19 protein-coding genes and 1 other annotated feature are annotated in these 17,279 nt (G+C 34.9%); all 19 genes read right to left on the bottom strand.

Translation table 11 applies throughout. The features are described 5' to 3' along the window. Window positions 1–63: 63 nt before the first annotated feature. The gene (gene secDF, locus BHX94_RS02590; RefSeq protein ID WP_111744801.1) at window positions 64–2,355 is read right to left on the bottom strand and encodes a protein translocase subunit SecDF; all 2,292 of its coding nucleotides are present in this window, start codon (window positions 2,353–2,355) and stop codon (window positions 64–66) included. A gap of 179 nt (window positions 2,356–2,534) precedes the next feature. After that, on the bottom strand, window positions 2,535–2,807 hold the full coding sequence (gene yajC / locus BHX94_RS02585) for a preprotein translocase subunit YajC (protein WP_379875001.1): 273 nt from the start codon (window positions 2,805–2,807) through the stop codon (window positions 2,535–2,537). A 10-nt stretch (window positions 2,808–2,817) separates the two neighbouring features. Beyond that, window positions 2,818–3,957, bottom strand: coding sequence for a tRNA guanosine(34) transglycosylase Tgt (tgt, locus tag BHX94_RS02580; RefSeq protein WP_111744800.1), 1,140 nt, complete (start codon window positions 3,955–3,957; stop codon window positions 2,818–2,820). Window positions 3,958–3,970: 13 nt separating this feature from the next. Continuing rightward, window positions 3,971–4,993, bottom strand: coding sequence for a tRNA preQ1(34) S-adenosylmethionine ribosyltransferase-isomerase QueA (gene queA, locus BHX94_RS02575; RefSeq protein ID WP_111744799.1), 1,023 nt, complete (start codon window positions 4,991–4,993; stop codon window positions 3,971–3,973). A gap of 2 nt (window positions 4,994–4,995) precedes the next feature. Continuing rightward, window positions 4,996–6,009, bottom strand: a complete 1,014-nt coding sequence (gene ruvB / locus BHX94_RS02570; protein ID WP_111744798.1) for a Holliday junction branch migration DNA helicase RuvB — start codon at window positions 6,007–6,009, stop codon at window positions 4,996–4,998. Window positions 6,010–6,023: 14 nt separating this feature from the next. Then, window positions 6,024–6,614, bottom strand: a complete 591-nt coding sequence (gene ruvA, locus BHX94_RS02565) for a Holliday junction branch migration protein RuvA (RefSeq protein WP_096076264.1) — start codon at window positions 6,612–6,614, stop codon at window positions 6,024–6,026. 9 nt (window positions 6,615–6,623) lie between these two features. Next, on the bottom strand, window positions 6,624–7,073 hold the full coding sequence (locus tag BHX94_RS02560) for an ACT domain-containing protein (RefSeq protein ID WP_099580096.1): 450 nt from the start codon (window positions 7,071–7,073) through the stop codon (window positions 6,624–6,626). An 11-nt stretch (window positions 7,074–7,084) separates the two neighbouring features. Next, window positions 7,085–8,374, bottom strand: coding sequence for a GTPase ObgE (gene obgE, locus BHX94_RS02555; RefSeq protein ID WP_096076262.1), 1,290 nt, complete (start codon window positions 8,372–8,374; stop codon window positions 7,085–7,087). Between the two features lie 11 nt (window positions 8,375–8,385). Further along, window positions 8,386–8,847 carry a Spo0B domain-containing protein gene (locus BHX94_RS02550; RefSeq protein WP_170120738.1) on the bottom strand — a complete coding sequence of 154 codons (462 nt, stop codon included), beginning with the start codon at window positions 8,845–8,847 and terminating at the stop codon, window positions 8,386–8,388. A 128-nt stretch (window positions 8,848–8,975) separates the two neighbouring features. Further along, window positions 8,976–9,260 carry a 50S ribosomal protein L27 gene (rpmA, locus tag BHX94_RS02545; RefSeq protein WP_096076260.1) on the bottom strand — a complete coding sequence of 95 codons (285 nt, stop codon included), beginning with the start codon at window positions 9,258–9,260 and terminating at the stop codon, window positions 8,976–8,978. A 10-nt stretch (window positions 9,261–9,270) separates the two neighbouring features. Then, window positions 9,271–9,591: a ribosomal-processing cysteine protease Prp gene (locus tag BHX94_RS02540; protein ID WP_096076259.1), complete on the bottom strand. Its 321-nt coding sequence runs from the start codon at window positions 9,589–9,591 to the stop codon at window positions 9,271–9,273. Next, window positions 9,591–9,899, bottom strand: coding sequence for a 50S ribosomal protein L21 (gene rplU, locus BHX94_RS02535; RefSeq protein WP_096076258.1), 309 nt, complete (start codon window positions 9,897–9,899; stop codon window positions 9,591–9,593). The genes BHX94_RS02540 and rplU overlap by 1 nt, the downstream gene beginning before the upstream one ends. Window positions 9,900–9,912: 13 nt before the next feature. After that, window positions 9,913–9,985: a sequence feature (ribosomal protein L21 leader region), on the bottom strand. 54 nt (window positions 9,986–10,039) lie between these two features. Next, on the bottom strand, window positions 10,040–10,543 hold the full coding sequence (gene mreD, locus BHX94_RS02530; RefSeq protein WP_111744797.1) for a rod shape-determining protein MreD: 504 nt from the start codon (window positions 10,541–10,543) through the stop codon (window positions 10,040–10,042). Continuing rightward, on the bottom strand, window positions 10,543–11,412 hold the full coding sequence (mreC, locus tag BHX94_RS02525) for a rod shape-determining protein MreC (RefSeq protein ID WP_242446640.1): 870 nt from the start codon (window positions 11,410–11,412) through the stop codon (window positions 10,543–10,545). Before mreC ends, mreD begins: the two co-directional genes overlap by 1 nt. A gap of 23 nt (window positions 11,413–11,435) precedes the next feature. Further along, a complete protein-coding gene (locus BHX94_RS02520) occupies window positions 11,436–12,431 on the bottom strand; it encodes a glycoside hydrolase family 3 protein (protein WP_111744795.1) in 996 nt (331 codons plus the stop codon). 284 nt (window positions 12,432–12,715) lie between these two features. Next, the gene (locus BHX94_RS02515; protein ID WP_111744794.1) at window positions 12,716–13,132 is read right to left on the bottom strand and encodes a DUF4930 family protein; all 417 of its coding nucleotides are present in this window, start codon (window positions 13,130–13,132) and stop codon (window positions 12,716–12,718) included. 51 nt (window positions 13,133–13,183) lie between these two features. Next, the gene (locus tag BHX94_RS02510; RefSeq protein WP_157742167.1) at window positions 13,184–13,663 is read right to left on the bottom strand and encodes a GNAT family N-acetyltransferase; all 480 of its coding nucleotides are present in this window, start codon (window positions 13,661–13,663) and stop codon (window positions 13,184–13,186) included. A gap of 13 nt (window positions 13,664–13,676) precedes the next feature. After that, window positions 13,677–15,416 carry an ABC transporter ATP-binding protein gene (locus BHX94_RS02505; RefSeq protein ID WP_111744792.1) on the bottom strand — a complete coding sequence of 580 codons (1,740 nt, stop codon included), beginning with the start codon at window positions 15,414–15,416 and terminating at the stop codon, window positions 13,677–13,679. Continuing rightward, window positions 15,417–17,153 (bottom strand): ABC transporter ATP-binding protein, encoded by a 1,737-nt coding sequence (locus tag BHX94_RS02500; RefSeq protein ID WP_111744791.1) that lies wholly within the window; start codon window positions 17,151–17,153, stop codon window positions 15,417–15,419. Window positions 17,154–17,279 lie beyond the last annotated feature (126 nt).

The following is a 17,279-nucleotide window of genomic DNA, read 5'->3' as shown; positions in this document are numbered from 1 at the left end:
TGTAATTTGTGAATTTTAAACAAAAAAAGAAAAATCATGTATAGACATGATTTTTCTTTTTTATTATACATATATCTTTTCATCATTAGCTTTCTTTTCTTCATAAACTGTTAGACGTCCACCATTTGCTTTTAATTGACGTTTCTTTAAGATACCCCAAAGTGGTACGGCAATAAAGATCGAACTAAACACTCCGGAAATTAATCCTACAAGTAATGCAAGTGAGAAGTTAAAGATACTAGATGCTCCAAGTAACATCAAAGCAACAACAACGATAATTACAGTTAATACCGTATTGATTGAACGCGTTAATGTTTGTCGAATTGAACTATTAACGATGTCATCAATCTGTTCTGGACGTGTAATGACTTTCATTTTATGCAGGTTCTCACGTACACGGTCAAAAGTTACGATTGTATCGTTGATTGAGTAACCGATAATTGTCAGAATCGCTGCGATAAATGTGACATCCACTTCTATTCTGAAAATACTAAAGAACGCAATGATTAAAAACGCATCGTGTAATAGAGAAAGTACAGATGTTAAACCCATTCTCCATTCAAATCGGAATGTTACATAGATGATGATACCGATAGATGCAATGATTACAGATTTAATCGCATTTTTAGCTAATTCTTTACCAATTTCACTAGAAACAGTATTTACATTCGGTTCATGCCCGAATTTCTTATCAAAGTCAGATTTTAAATCTCTAATTTGATTTTTAGTCAATGGATCTTTGAATTGAATTACAGCTGTTTTATTTGTATCAGAATTAACAATAATATTATCAGTTTCTAAATCTAAAGATTTCAATGATGTTTTAACGTCGTCTACTTTTATCACTTGATCGCTCTTCACATCTACACGTGTTCCTGATTTAAAGTCGATGCCTAAATTTAATCCCATTAAGGCAATGATAATACTTCCGATAATAATAGAGGCTAATGATGCTGCAAGTAAAGGTTTTGCAAGCTTTACGAAATTAATACGATCCCAGCGTGTCTTTAGATCATGTACATCGATGCCTTCTGAAAGGTGATGACGCTGTTTGCTGTTCACACCGAAGAAACTAAATTTCTTATCAAAGAATCCTGAATTTACAGCAAGACTCAATAATAGACGTGTAAAGAATACTTGTGTAATAAAGATCATTAAGATACCTAGTAACAACATTGTCGCAAAACCTTTAACACTACTTGTTCCTAAGAAGAATAATACTAAAGCAGCAAGTACTGTTGTTAAGTTGGCATCGAGTATCGTTAAAAATGATGAGCTAGATCCTTTTTTAAATGCCTGTTTTACGCTACGGCCAATCTTCAATTCATCTTTAATACGTTCATACATGATGATATTGGCATCAACGGCCATACCTACACCTAACACTAACGCTGCAATACCCGGTAACGTAAGTACACCATGGATCATATTAAATGCTATCATCGTTAACCAAATATAAGCAGATAAAGAGATGACAGCTAATATACCTGGTAAACGGTAATAGAAAATCATAAATAAGAAAATTAATCCTACTCCGACTGCAGATGCTAACATTGTATCATGTAACGCATCTTGCCCAAACTGAGCACCAACAGAAGTTGAATAAACTTCTGTAAGTTTAACTGGTAGTGAACCTGAGTTTAATAAGTCAGCAATTTGTTTTGCACGTATTAATCCTTCTTCACCCTGGAATCCACCTGAAATCTCAACATTTTGCGAATTGATTTCCTGTGATACTCCGGCAGCACTCACGTATTTAGGTTCTTTTCCAGCCTGTTCACGCTTAGCTTCTTTTTTATAGCTATCTTTACCTTCTTCAAAGTCCATCCAGATAACCATTATATTTGGGTTCTGTTTTGAAATTTTACGTGTAACATCAGCAAATTTTTTCGCTGATTTTAATTTTAAGGTAACAACAGGTGCATTACTATTCTGATCAAATGCTTGTTTAGCACCACCTTGTACTAAATCTTTACCTGAAAGAAGTAACTTATCATTAGCGTCACGAATCGTAAGGTTCGCACTTGTAGATAAAATCTCTCGTGCTTCATTTTGATTTTTAACACCGGCAAGCTGAACACGAATTCTGTCATTATTTTCTATCTGAATTTTAGGTTCTGATACCCCTAAAACATTGACACGCGATTCAAGTGTCTTACTCGTTGCCTTAACTACTTCACTATCGATTTTGTCGTTTTTATCTAGTTTATCAACTTTATAAAGTACTTCAAAACCACCTTGTAAATCTAAACCCAGATTTACTTTCTCCATAATACCTTTTACTGTTACACCCATTGAGCTGAACAACAGTATTGTTAATAACAGTAACGCTATCAATCTGCTACGTTTTTTCACAGTTCCACCTCAAAAACTCAAATTTAAAAACACATTTTACCAATGTAATAAATAATAACATAACCTTAACTTAAAACGATATTAAAGATGTGTAAAATTTGATAAATATATAAAAATATTTAATTTAATAGGATTTTTTATTTGATTTATTACGCGATTAATTTTAATAACCCATACTTTTACTTAGCTTTTTTGATTGCCATCTTATCAAAAGTCATTTCTGTACCTTTGTTATTGACAATGATCGTTACAAAGTGTGCATCAACTGATTTCACTGTACCTTGTAATCCACCGATAGTAGCAACTTTGTCGCCTCTTTTTAAGTTTCTAAGTAGTTCCTGTTGTTCTTTCGTTCTTTTTTGCTGTGGTCTAATCATTAAAAAATATGCCACAAATAATAATACGATCAACGGTAATATTTGTACGATAATTGCCTGCATTTCTGGTGACATCATTTACCTCCTAAAAGTTTTTTGGATTTTCAACATTTAAACCGTATGCTTCAAAGAATTCTTCCTTGAAATCAAGTAGACGGTCATTACGAATTGCTTCTCTTACCTGTTCCATCATATTCAATAAGAAATGTAAATTATGGATTGTTGTTAAACGAATTCCAAAAGTCTCATCAGCTTTAATTAAGTGACGAATATATGCTTTCGTATAATTTTTGCAAGTGTAACAATCACAATTTTCATCAAGTGGCGTATAATCACGTTCGTATTTGGCGTTCTTTACAACCACACGACCCTTACTTGTCATACAAGTACCATTACGTGCAATTCGTGTTGGTAAAACACAGTCAAACATATAAATACCACGAATTGCGCCTTCAATGAGTGCATCCGGAGATCCAACACCCATTAAGTAACGTGGTTTATCAAATGGCATGAGCGGTGTCGTATGCTCTAACATTCTATACATGATTGGTTTAGGTTCACCTACAGATAAACCGCCTATCGCGTATCCCGGAAAATCTAATGAAACTAAATCTTTAGCTGATTGTGTACGTAAATCCTCGTACTCTCCACCCTGAATAATACCGAATAATGCCTGATCATTTGGTCTTTGATGCGCTTCTAAACAGCGTTCAGCCCAACGACTTGTTCTTTCGATACTCGCTTTTACATACTCATACGTAGCAGGCATCGGCGGACATTCATCAAATGCCATCATAATATCTGATCCTAAATCATTTTGAATATGCATTGCTTTTTCAGGACTCAGGAATAATTTAGAGCCGTTTAGATGGTGTCTGAAATGTACACCTTCTTCTTCAATCTTACGCATATCACTTAAACTAAATACCTGAAAGCCACCGCTATCTGTTAAGATGGGTCTATCCCAGTTCATAAATTTGTGTAATCCACCCGCTTCGCGAATGATATCACTCCCAGGTCGAAGCCATAAGTGATATGTATTACTTAGAATGATTTTTGCATTCATTGCTTTTAATTCTTCCGGACTCATCGTTTTTACTGTCGCTTGCGTTCCAACTGGCATAAACATCGGTGTTTCAAAAGAACCGTGTGGTGTATGGACAATACCAAGACGCGCTCCAGATTGTTTACAAGTTTTTATATGTTCATAAGTTACTGCTGGCATAAATGTTCTCCTTTTAATAAATCAACATCGCATCTCCGAAACTAAAGAAGCGATATTCTTCTTTAACTGCTTCATGATATGCATTTAATATAATTTCTTTTGTTGCTAAGCTTGATACTAACATTACAAGTGTAGATTTAGGTAAATGGAAGTTTGTTATCATTGCATCTATCGCTTTAAATTTATATCCTGGATAGATGAAGATATCTGTCCATCCACTTTGTGCTTCAAAGTGACCTTTTTCATCTGCAATTGTCTCTAGTGTTCGTGTTGAAGTAGTACCTACAGAGATAATACGTTTACCACTCGCTTTTGTACGATTTAACAATTGTGCAGTTTCTGCAGTCATCTCGTAGTATTCACTGTGCATATCATGATCTTCAACCGAATCAACACTCACCGGTCGGAACGTCCCTAAACCGACATGCAATGTGATATATGTAATGTTAACGCCTTTTTCTTCTATTGCTGCTAATAATTCTTTTGTAAAGTGAAGACCAGCCGTAGGTGCTGCAGCAGAGCCAACAGCTTTTGCATAGACTGTTTGATAACGATCTTGATCATCTAGTGTTTCCTTTATATAAGGTGGTAGCGGCATTAAACCTAATTCATCAAGTCGTTCCTGTAAAATCCCATCATACTTTAGCTGCATGATACGACCGCCCTGCTCAAGCATATCGACACATGTCGCTATAATCTTACCATCCCCAAAGGATACTTCTGTTCCGATTTGAACGCGCTTAGCGGGTTTAATCAAAACTTCCCAACCATTATCATGTTCAGTAAGCATCAACATTTCTATTTTTGCACCTGTATCACTTTTAACGCCAAAAAGACGTGCCGGCATTACTTTGGTATCATTAAGAACAAGCGTATCACCTTCATTTAAATAATCGATTATCGATTTAAAATGTGTATGCGTAATCTCTCCGGTCGTTTTATTTAAAGCGAGTAATCGACTTGCTGTACGATCAAGCAAAGGCGTTTGTGCAATTAATCTTTCTGGTAATTCAAAATTAAATTCATTTACATCCAACTTTATTTCCTCTTTTCGTTATCAAACGGAATATTAAAATGTTTATAAGCAAGCGGTGTGGCTACACGTCCACGTTGCGTACGTTCTAAAAAGCCTTTTTGTATTAAATAGGGTTCATAAACATCTTCAAGTGTCATACGTTCCTCACCGATAGACACAGCTATCGTATCGAGACCTACCGGGCCACCGTTATACCTTTCAATGATAGCCATTAATATTTTATGATCGATATGATCTAATCCATAGGCATCAACCTGCAATAAATTCAAGGCATTTGATGTAATTTCAAAATCAATATGACCATCATTTTTAACTTGTGCAAAATCGCGCACTCGTCGTAATAAACGATTAGCTATACGAGGTGTACCACGGCTACGCATGGCAAGTTCTGTGACTGATGCATCATCAATTGCTACATCAAACACATCAGCTGTGCGGCTCACAACTTGAGATAAATCATCTATAGAATAATAATCAAGTCTTAAATGCACACCAAAACGGTCGCGTAAAGGTGCAGATAGGCTTCCGGCACGTGTTGTAGCACCAATTAAAGTGAATGGTGGTAATTCAATACGTATACTTCTAGCCTCTTCGCCTTTACCTACTACGATATCTAACATAAAGTCTTCCATTGCAGGATATAATACTTCTTCAACTACGCGACTTAGGCGATGAATTTCATCGATAAAAAGAACATCGCCTGCATTTAAACTTGAAAGAATTGCTGCTAAATCTCCCGGACGTTCTATTGACGGTCCTGAAGTCGTCCTAATATTTACACCGAGTTCATTCGCCACAATTGTAGCGAGCGTTGTCTTACCAAGTCCAGGCGGACCATATAACAACACATGATCTAGTGATTCATTACGCAATTTTGCAGCTTGAATAAATACATCCAGATTATGTTTTATTTTTTCCTGGCCTATATACTGGGAAAGTTTTGTCGGACGCAAACTTAATTCATCATGAAATTCCTCTGAGTTTAAAAGCGTATCATCTATAATTCTGTCATCCAATCATTTCAACTCCTTTATGAAATAAGCATTTGAAAGGCACGTTTGACATTTTCATCAACTGTTGCAAGCTGCTCTTGTTTTAATACTTTTTCAACTTTTTGAAGTTCACGTTTTGTGTAACCTAAGGCTTCTAAAGCAAGAAGTGCTTCTTCGATAACTTCAGTCTTCTGCTCAGTGATTTCTTTAAATACTTCTGTCTCATCCGTAATAATCAATTTGCCTTTTAAATCAAGTATCATTTGACGTGCTGTCTTCTTACCGATGCCAGGAAACTTGATTAAATAACTATCATTTTCACTTTCAATCGCATTTTTAATTTCTTTTGGTGAGCTTGATGCTAATATTGCTAAAGCAGACTTTGGACCTATACCAGTTACTTTATTTAAAGATAAAAACAACTGTTTTTCTTCCATTGAATCGAAACCATATAGCGTATGTGCATCTTCACGAACAACCAGCTGCGTATATAATTTAAAATCTTTATTTAAATGTTTTTGAAAGCGATAAGGATTTGGTACATGACATTCATATCCTATACCGTTCACGCCAACAACGAGATGTGTTGGTAAAATTTCATTTAATTGTCCTTCTAAATAAGCGTACATCGTACCCTCCTATAAACTCATACCAAGTAGCTGCACTTGATTAACATAATCGAGTGCTTCAATCTTTTCAATCAGTTCGTTAATCGTTAAATCCATATTTGTTGCATTTAAAGATATTGTAATCGTTGCTTTATCCTTAATTGGAATTGTCTGGTGTATTGTTAGCACAGACCCATTCTCACTTGCAATAAATTCTAATATACGACTTAACAAACCAACTTTATCGTCTACCTGGACCATCATTGTAATATTACGTTCCCGTGTTTTTTCATCAACCGGAAAAATTGTATCTTTATATTTATAAAAAGCACTTCTGGATAAATCGTATGTTTTTACTGCATCAAATATTGATAGCTTTGGATTTTTATCAAGTAAATCTTTAATTAATAAAGTTTTCTTTACTGATTCAGGCAATACGTCTTCGCGAATTAAATAAAACTTTTTATTTTGATCCGTCATATCTTCACCTGCTACTCTACAAATTCAAACTCACCGCGCATAATTCGAACGATGTCTCCATTTTTACAGCCACGTTCACGTAATGCGTCGTCGATACCCATCGTACGCATTTGACGTGCGAAACGACGCACAGATGCATCACGTGTGAAGTCTGTCATCTTGAATAAACGTTCGATTGAGTCACCACTAACAACATAAGCACCATCATCTGCTCGTGTAATTTCAAAGTGATCTGCAGATTTTTCATGTTTATACATTACACGGTGAACTGCAGTATCTTCTTCATCAATGTCATAATCAACATCTTTCGTTGCATCTAATAAGTCTGCTGCTCGATATAATAACGTATCTATGTTTTGGTAAGTTGCTGCGCTTAATTCAATAATTTCAACATCATCACCCATTTTTTCTTTGAATTCTGCTAAATATTCATCCGCATTTGGCATATCCATCTTGTTTGCAACGACAATTTGTGGGCGTCGTGCTAATTTCTTATTATAGTTTTCTAACTCTTTATTGATAGTAACGTAGTCTTGATATGGATCACGACCATCCGTACGTCCCATATCAATAATATGAATAATAACGCGTGTACGTTCAACGTGCTTTAAGAATTGATGCCCTAAACCAACACCCTCAGAAGCACCTTCTATTAGACCAGGTAAATCAGCCATTACAAAACTACGGTTATCTTTTGTTTGTACAACACCTAAATTGGGTTTAATTGTAGTAAAATGATAAGCACCAATTTTTGGCTTCGCTTTAGAAACAATTGAAAGCAACGTTGATTTTCCAACACTTGGATAACCAACTAAACCAACGTCGGCTAATAATTTAAGTTCTAAAGAAACTTCTAATTCTTCACCTGGTTCACCATTTTCACAGAAGTCTGGTGCAGGGTTACTTGCTGATGCAAATCGTGAATTACCACGTCCACCACGTCCACCTTTGGCTACTACTGCACTTTGTTCGTGTAACACTAAATCTGCAATAATTTCTCCGGTTTCAGCGTTTTTAACAATCGTGCCAGGTGGTACTTTTAATATTAAATCTTTTGCTCCTCTTCCATGCATGTTGCTTGTCTGACCATTCTCACCTTTTTCAGCTTTGAACATACGTTGGAAACGGAAATCTAATAATGTACGTAAACCTTCATCTACCTGGAATATAATAGAGGCCCCTTTACCACCATCTCCTCCAGCAGGTCCACCTAATGGCACATATTTTTCACGACGATAGGCAACGATACCGTTACCACCGTCTCCTGCTTTTAAATTAATCTTGACCTGATCTATAAACATATAAACACCTCTTATTTTCTTATTTCTAACTTGTATTCGATAATTTCGTCATTCGCCAATGCACAGTTTGATAATACATTTGACGTGTCTTTAATATTGCCTGTTAATGCGAAAATACATTCAATCTCATCATCTGTCTCAAATAAACTCATTGTAACTAATGATTTAGTATCAACTCTATTTTTGTAATCCATTATACATGTTTGAATAAACGTTTTTAATGTTTCATCATAATTGCCAATTGCACTGGTTAGAAGCTCAATTTCAAATGCCCATTCAAACAAACGTTCATCTAATGTAGTATCGACGTAATACTGTATGGATTTGGGACAACTTAATTTTAGGAATTGTTGTTCATCCCTAAATTGTGCAACGATGTTTTTAGATAAGCGCTCTGCTTTATCTACTTGGCCAAATGTAAAATAAGCATCTAACAACTGCAATTGGTTTGCAAGATCATGTTTAGTTTTCATATAAGTTTCAATATTATGCATTAAATCACCTGCTCACATTATATCATGGATTAAATAATTGTACGACTGAGGTAAACAAATGAAAAAAGAACTGAGACATGGTTATGTCTCAGTCCCTAATCATCTAATTATTTTGCTTCAGCGTATACTGAAACTTTCTTTTTGTCGCGTCCGAAACGTTCAAATTTAACAACGCCGTCGATTTTAGCGAATAAAGTATCATCGCCACCACGTCCAACGTTTTCACCTGGATAAATTTTAGTACCGCGTTGACGGTATAAAATAGAACCACCTGTTACGAATTGACCATCCGCACGTTTAGCACCTAAACGTTTTGATTCAGAGTCACGTCCGTTACGTGTAGAACCTACCCCTTTTTTCGATGCGAAGAATTGTAAGTTTAATTTTAACATGAGTTACACCTCACTTATAGTTTAGTTTAATATATTGTCCGTATTCAGCTTCAATCGTCTGTAATGACACGAGCATTGATTGAATAATCAGTTGTGCTTCTTTATTGTTCAGGTCAACGACCCTTGCAGTAAAGTAACCACCATCATCCGCATAATCAATGTCCGGTCGTTCATCTGTCAAACCAATCACTGCATTCATACTACCAAAGACGATTGCTGAAGCGCCTGCACAAACAAGATCCTGTCCGTGTGGTGCACTATCTGCATGTCCTTCCATAGTAAACTGAGTCACTTGACCTTCATCATTTACTAAGATAGTAACGTTAATCATTACGCGTTAATCGCTTCGATAACTAATTTAGTGTAAGGTTGACGATGACCTTGTTTACGTTTGTAGTTTTTCTTTGGTTTGTATTTGAATACAGTGATTTTTTTACCGCGACCGTGTTTTTCAACTTTCGCTGTAACAGTAGCACCTTCAACTACAGGTGAACCTACTTTAACTGAATCTCCACCAACCATTAATACTTGATCAAACGTGAATGTTGAACCAGCTTCTGCGTCTAATTTCTCAACCCAGATTTCTTGACCTTGTTCAACTTTTAATTGTTTCCCACCAGTTTCAATAATTGCAAACATACTTGCACCTCCTATTTTATTTAAGTCACGCCATCTTCAGGTGGATTACTCACTTGAAACCTAAAGTTGTGCGGTTGTATGTAGCTTTTGAAACTACTCAACTTCAATATATTATCATTTTAAACATGCGCCGTCAATCATTATTTCATATACTTATCAAGTAATTTCAGGATAAGTGGAAAGACGACTAGTATTAAAATGAAGTTGATAAGTAACGACGGTAAAACATGTGTCCACAAAAATAAAAAATAATTGATATGTGCAATTCCAAGAATTGCAAAGACAATGTAATAAAAGTTTTCAAACAGAAAGATAAATCCTAAGAACAATACAATCATCATCTTTAAATCTTTGTAAAAGACTTTAAATAATTGATTCATAAGAAGTATAGCAATGATAAAACCGAATAGATATATACCATAGATTGTGCCAAAATAAATATCTGAAATGATTCCAAATAACACACCTAGTATCAATGCTACTTTCGGATTTTTATATACCGTTATTATCAACAAATACATAAATAATAAATGTGCTTTAAAAAAATAATCAACATTGAAAATAGTGATCGGCCAAATTGAGTTGATTAATGAATCAATGTAAAACAATATGAGCGCAATAAGCGGCATAATCACAAGCTGCATTACTCGCCACTTCCTTCTAATGAAATCACTTTAGGACTTTTTTTAGCAACATAAACTTGTGTGAGTTCATTAATATCAGCTTGCGTTTCCACATATGCAATTTGACTCAATCCAAATTCATCATTTTCAACTTTCTTTACTTCTCCAATTAAGATGCCTTTAGGGAATTGACCACCAAGTCCACTTGTAACTACTTTTGTTCCAAGTTTAACTTTCACATTATTATCTATATCAGATAAGACAAGTAAATTCTTACTTTCATCAAAATGATCAATCATACCAAATATATCCTGACCTTCTTGCTGCAATGTAACACTAATCTTACTAGATTTTATGCTTGAAGTGATTAATTCTACTTGTGAAGAATAACTGTTAACCTTCTTTATACGTCCTACTAAGCCTTCAGTTGTAAGCACAGCCATATTTTCACGTATGCCAGATGATTTACCTTTATTTACGATAAAAGTATTCATCCATTGATCCTGATTTCTAGCGATTATCGTAGAAATCACGGGATCATATTGTGAAATACTATCCGTTTTTAATGCTTGTCTTAGTTCCTGATTTTCTTTTTCTAGACGATAATTATCAGCTTCAACTTGAGCAAAACCTTTTATCTTTTCTTTCAGCTTTTTGTTTTCTTCATTTGCATCCCACATATTAATGAGATTACCGAAATTACCTGTAACAAACATTGCAGGATATGACACGATTCTTTGACCGATGGCAGTTGTATCTCCTACAAATGATTCAACTGTCGTTGTTTCTCTTTCTCTCAGTGAAAATCCAACCAGAACCATAAATATGATGAGTCCAAAAAGAAAGAAAACTAATTTATTTCTCTTATAAAAATTGGGCAAACTTAACACCTCATTAAAATGACTTTAATATATTATACGATACCATATTTTTGCTTTAACTTGAGTATTTTTTGAACATTTTCATCAATAATGTTCTCATCTATCTTACCGGATTTCACTTGTGATTTAATAAATTCTATCTGATAGCGAATATCACCAATATCTGAACCAATCAATAAACATGTTTCACCGGCATTTATTGCATTAATTAGTGCCTGCTCTCGTGTGTAATTTTTAATAACAGCACCCATGGCCAGATCGTCGGTAACTATGACACCTTTATAGCCTAATTTTTGCTTGAGTATATCTGTAACCATAGCTTTACTCATTGAACTCGGGGCGTTTGCATCAACTGCCGGGAATAATATGTGGCTGACCATAATCATATCGATATCATCCTTAATCGCTGCCTTAAATGGTTGTAACTCACTATCAAATAAACGTTTCTCTGTCAGATGACTTACCGGCAAAGATTCATGACTATCAGTAAAAGTATCACCATGCCCAGGAAAGTGTTTCGCACTCGTAATAACATCCTGATCATTAATTCCTCTATTAAAAGGTAAGCCATACTTTATGACGTCCTGATAAGTCGTACCAAAACTACGATCCCCGATTACTTTATTTGCGGGATTACTCCAAATATCTAAAGATGGTGCAAAGTCTACATTGAATCCTAATGCATTTAATCGTCTTCCAATGTATTCACCCTTGTCATAGGCAACGCGCGGATCACCATTGCTACGAATTTGAAATGCAGGTTCAACATTCTGAATGCCCGCGGGGAAACGATTCACACGTCCACCCTCCTGATCCACCGCTATAAACATTGGAACACCTTTATTTTGGTCGTAAATTGTTTGATTAAGCAATCTTGTTTGTTCAACTGACTGGATATTTCGGGCAAATAAAATCACCCCGCCAATATTCAGCTGATTATATTCTTCCAACACATTATTATATGTCGTGCCGTGAAAACCTAAAATAAATTGCTGCGCAATCTTTTGTTCTAATGTCATTTTACTCATTATATACGGCAAGAGCGAAACTTGATTTAGCGGTTTTATAGTCGGAGTGCTGTACTGTGACTTAAAACTATATTGTTGATTACATGATGATAATAGGAGACAAACAATAGCTAAAAATATGATGCGGATTGGTTTATTAAAATAAAACAAAAAAACAACTCCATCCAGTCAAAATGATTGATGTTACTACATATACCGTATTTATTATAAACAAAATTATTAGAAAAACAAAATAAAGGTCCGGAAATAAATTTTATCTCCAGACCCTTTAGAATCTCTAACCTTTAATAAAAACTTTTATCTTTCATATCAATAGATTGCTGACGTTCACTAAGAGCATGATATAAATCATTTTCTGATTGAAATACAGATAATTTATTTTCACCAAATCGATACATGATAAAGTCACTGCCCCGCTGACCAATTAAGTATTCATCATTATAACCCATTCGAGTTAATCCGGATACATCCATAAATTCCTGCTTATCCATAAAATTAAATGCATTCTTCACCTGAGATAATGGAATATTTCTAAATAGCACATTATCTTCTAAAGTATACGTCGATGCATTTTGAACAGGTTCATTAACTGCTTGATTTGCCTCACCATTAAATGGATTAGTGACAAAGATAAAATATATCATAACACTTATAACTACAAGTAGACTTATTTTAATAAGTCTTCTGATTAACTTAAACATTGTATCCCCTACTTTCTGATACAATCTTAACGTTATTTAGAAAAAGTTTCATCAGTCTTGGGATTGATTATAGCACATTACTATAAATTTAATATTTTCATTATCAATCGTTTCGTAAAACGTATTTACTTCGTAAAATCCCATTCTTTCATATAGTTTAATACCTCTTACATTGAATGAAGCTACCGTTACCCGAAATATATGAACGTCATAAAGAGCATGATAATACTGGAACATAATATTTAATAGCTGCTCACCCATTTTTTGACCGATCCAATGCGGGTTTAATGCGAATCCAACATCTAAGATATCATCATCTTCAGGATATGTTTCATTGATTCTCGCACTTTCACCATCACAGAAAAAGCCAAAAATTTCATCATTTTTATAGACAATATAATAATGACCATTCAAAAATGTCTCTATAACATACGGATCTTCTTCTATGTTATAAAATTCATATCCTTTGCCAAAATCCCATATGCTTATTTCTTCGGCAGCAGTTCGATGCATCGGAATAATATTATACATATTTACACCTCGATTATTTCCCGCCTGATTGCAATGCATACATTTTAGCATAAACATCACCTTTTTCGACTAATATATCATGTGTACCGCGTTCGATAATTTCCCCTTTATCCAGAACAATAATTTCATCAGCATGTTTAATGGTAGATAATCGGTGTGCAATAATAAATGTTGTTCGGCCTTCTTTTAACACATCCATCGCTTGCTGAATGACAGATTCTGTTTCTGAATCAATACTAGCAGTCGCTTCATCTAATATTAATATTTTAGGATTGAATGCCAGCGCCCTTGCAAATGATATTAACTGGCGTTGACCACTTGAAAGCGTCGATCCACGTTCTACTACTTCTGTGTCAATGCCATTTTCTAGTGACTGTAACACTCTATATCCACCCACGCGTTCCAGTGCATCAATCGCCATCTCTCGAGTAATTTTAGGATCATTTAAAGTGATGTTTGAAAGAATCGTTCCTGAATAAAGATACGGATCCTGCAATACGATACCCATAAATTGACGCATTGATTGTTTAGTAACAGACGTTGTATCAATACCATCAATTGTTATGCGACCCGTGGTCGGATCATAAAATCTGAAGAGAAGATTCATAATTGAACTTTTCCCTGAACCGGTATGACCAACGAGACCAATCGTCTCACCAGGTAAAGCATCGATATTGATATTTCTTAATACAAGTTCGTTAGGTTTATATCCGAATGATACATCTTCAAATTTCACATGGCCCTCACACTGCGTCATGATTTTATTTTCCTGAACTTCTGCTGTTTCATCCATCATTTCAAAAACACGATTACTTGACACACGCGCCTGTTCTAAAACGCTGAGCTGATTAACCATATTGAACATTGGATTAAATAGACGAGTTAAATAATCAACCAATATATACATCATACCCGCAGTAAGTGTTGCTTCAGCACTTAAGAATGATTGTCCGAATATGTAAATCATCGCTAAAAATACGAATGAACGAATCGTACCCATAAGGTTATGACTCGTAATAGAATCAAGTTGAATAATCTTGCTGTAATTCTTTAAATATTCTTCATTCAACTGATTAAATTCCTGCTGAATCTTCTCTTCCTGATTAAATGCTTGAATGATTGTCATACCATTTATTGATTCATTTAACATGGCATTCATATCACTATTACGTTCACGAACGATATTATTATATTTATCGCTGATTTTACGGTAAATTAATAACCAGCCAAATAATAGTGGCACTACAATAAGTGCCAGTAATCCAACTTTAACATTAAAGTAAAATATTACTGCAATAATTCCGACGATATTTGTCATACCAGCAATATATGTTGGAAGCATCACTGTGAACAACTCTAATATTGTCTGTGTGTCATTGGTGATACGTGCTACAACTTTTCCAGCTGGTAAATTATCAAAAAACTTAATCGGAAGTTTCTGTATATGACTGAATAAATTTGTACGTAAGTGTTTGATAACATTTGAACCGGCTGTCTGGAAATAGATTGTTTGATAGTAACTTAATATCGCATAGATAATTGCAATGATGAAATATACTGCTAACAATAAAAATATCGGCTGCATATTAATAATACCTTCTGTTGCTGTCTTGATATGGTGATCGATAATATACATCCCGATGACAGGACCAATAAGCTCCATAATGACAGCAAAGAATAATATGATAAAACCTATGATAAATAAAGTTCTCTCTTTCTTAGCCTCTAAATATAAACGTTTAGTAGTCGACATTTAAGAGACACCTCCTAACTGTTGACGATTGAATTGCGACCTGTACCAGCCATTGTTCGCTATCAGTGCTTCATGAGTACCACGCTCGATAATTTTTCCGCGATCTAATACCACAATTAAATCTGCGTGTTGTACAGCTGAAAGTCGATGCGTTGATATAATCGTAGTCTTCCCGCTTCTTGAAGCCTGAATATTTTCTATGATCGCTGTCTCCGTTTTTGCATCTACAGCACTTAATGAATCATCTAATATTAATATATCCGGATTTTTTATCATCGCACGGGCAATAGAAATACGTTGTTTTTGTCCACCTGAAATTGCGATTCCTTTTTCTCCAACGAGCGTTTCTAACCCTTGAGGAAGTCTCTCAACATCTTTAGTGAAATTGGCAAGACGAATTGCTTCTGCAATTTCAGCGTCCGTCGCATCCTCTTTACCAAACTTAATATTTTCTTTTACTGTTCTTGAGAATAATATATTTTCCTGAGAAACATAGCCTATCTTATTACGGACTTCATACTTGGATAAATCTTTCACGCTTAAATTGCCGATAGAAATATTCCCTTCTCCCATCGGATATTCTTTTAAAATCTGCTTGATTAAAGTCGTCTTACCACTTCCCGTTGGACCGACAATACCTAATGTTTCGCCTACCTTAACCTCTATATCAATATCCTTCAAATTTTCTTCTTCACTTGTTGGATACTGGAAAGTTACAGCATCAAAGGAAACGTGATGATCCTTTGGAATTGAAGCATCAATCGGATCTTCCATGACATCTTCAGTATTTAATGTCTCCATTACACGGTCTAACGATGCATTACCACGTTGCATAATATTAAATAATAACCCAATTGCAAACATCGGCCACACAAGCATATTTAAATAAACATTGAAGGCAATTAATTCACCGACTGTAATTTCACCTTGATTAACAAGATAGCTACCATAACCGAGACCTATCATAAAACTTAACGATGTAACAATTATCGTAATCGGTTTGAACAGAGCATCTAATTTTTCTACGTGAATAAATTTGTTAACCACATCAGTCGTCATATGTTTAAAATGAATATCTAAATGTTCTTCCTGTGCAAAAGCACGTGTTACCCTGACGCCTTCTATCGATTCCAGTACACTGTCATTCATATCACCGAATGCATCCTGACTCACAGTGTAACGTTCATGAATCTTTTTCCCGAGACGTTGTTCAATATATGCTAAAAATGGTAAAGGAATAAGCGCTGCTAACGTCAATTTCCATGAAATCGCAAGAGCCATCATCGCAATAATTGTTACCATATATGTTGTACTATCGATTAATGTCAAAATACCAAAACCAACTGTTTGACGAATGGCACTCAAATCATTTGTTGCCTTTGCCATAAGGTCACCAGTTCTATTCTTTTCGTAAAAACTCGGACTCATTGTTAAAAACTTTGCCATAATTTTCTTGCGCATCATACTTTCTAGCAATTGTGAACCATTAAACAAAAGATATCGCCATAAGTAATTGATTAAATAACTCAACACTAGCGTTACAGTAAATACGACTAATATCCATTTAAATGTATCTTGAGTTAACGTTTTTAAATTGACGTAATCAATCGTTTTACCAATTAACCATGGCGGAATTATTTCTGTAACATTCGCACAAAGGAGTAAGATTACCGCAAAAATATATCTCTTTTTTTCCTGCTTAAAAAACCATCCTAACTTAAATAAAACATCTAACATGTGTCACACTCCTTGTTCACTCATAAAAAAAATACACATACTCATATGATGAGCATGTGCACATTTTTAGAGTGGGATTAACTCCCACAGACAATCAAAAATCTTTACATAATCATTTCCATAATT

It is taken from the genome of Macrococcoides bohemicum (assembly GCF_003259675.1).
In the GTDB taxonomy this organism is placed as follows: Bacteria; Bacillota; Bacilli; order Staphylococcales; family Staphylococcaceae; genus Macrococcoides; species Macrococcoides bohemicum.
This window is presented reverse-complemented; position numbering and strand designations above follow the sequence as displayed.

Excerpts from the sequence above, each read along its gene's own strand:
- yajC (WP_379875001.1), bottom strand. The coding sequence starts at position 2,807 with ATGTCACCAGAAATGCAGGCAATTATCGTACAAATATTACCGTTGATC.
- tgt (WP_111744800.1), bottom strand. The coding sequence starts at position 3,957 with ATGCCAGCAGTAACTTATGAACATATAAAAACTTGTAAACAATCTGGA.
- ruvA (WP_096076264.1), bottom strand. The coding sequence starts at position 6,614 with ATGTACGCTTATTTAGAAGGACAATTAAATGAAATTTTACCAACACAT.
- BHX94_RS02560 (WP_099580096.1), bottom strand. The coding sequence starts at position 7,073 with ATGACGGATCAAAATAAAAAGTTTTATTTAATTCGCGAAGACGTATTG.
- obgE (WP_096076262.1), bottom strand. The coding sequence starts at position 8,374 with ATGTTTATAGATCAGGTCAAGATTAATTTAAAAGCAGGAGACGGTGGT.
- BHX94_RS02550 (WP_170120738.1), bottom strand. The coding sequence starts at position 8,847 with ATGAAAACTAAACATGATCTTGCAAACCAATTGCAGTTGTTAGATGCT.
- rpmA (WP_096076260.1), bottom strand. The coding sequence starts at position 9,260 with ATGTTAAAATTAAACTTACAATTCTTCGCATCGAAAAAAGGGGTAGGT.
- BHX94_RS02540 (WP_096076259.1), bottom strand. The coding sequence starts at position 9,591 with ATGATTAACGTTACTATCTTAGTAAATGATGAAGGTCAAGTGACTCAG.
- rplU (WP_096076258.1), bottom strand. The coding sequence starts at position 9,899 with ATGTTTGCAATTATTGAAACTGGTGGGAAACAATTAAAAGTTGAACAA.
- mreD (WP_111744797.1), bottom strand. The coding sequence starts at position 10,543 with ATGCAGCTTGTGATTATGCCGCTTATTGCGCTCATATTGTTTTACATT.
- BHX94_RS02520 (WP_111744795.1), bottom strand. The coding sequence starts at position 12,431 with ATGAGTAAAATGACATTAGAACAAAAGATTGCGCAGCAATTTATTTTA.
- BHX94_RS02515 (WP_111744794.1), bottom strand. The coding sequence starts at position 13,132 with ATGTTTAAGTTAATCAGAAGACTTATTAAAATAAGTCTACTTGTAGTT.
- BHX94_RS02510 (WP_157742167.1), bottom strand. The coding sequence starts at position 13,663 with ATGTATAATATTATTCCGATGCATCGAACTGCTGCCGAAGAAATAAGC.
- BHX94_RS02505 (WP_111744792.1), bottom strand. The coding sequence starts at position 15,416 with ATGTCGACTACTAAACGTTTATATTTAGAGGCTAAGAAAGAGAGAACT.
- BHX94_RS02500 (WP_111744791.1), bottom strand. The coding sequence starts at position 17,153 with ATGTTAGATGTTTTATTTAAGTTAGGATGGTTTTTTAAGCAGGAAAAA.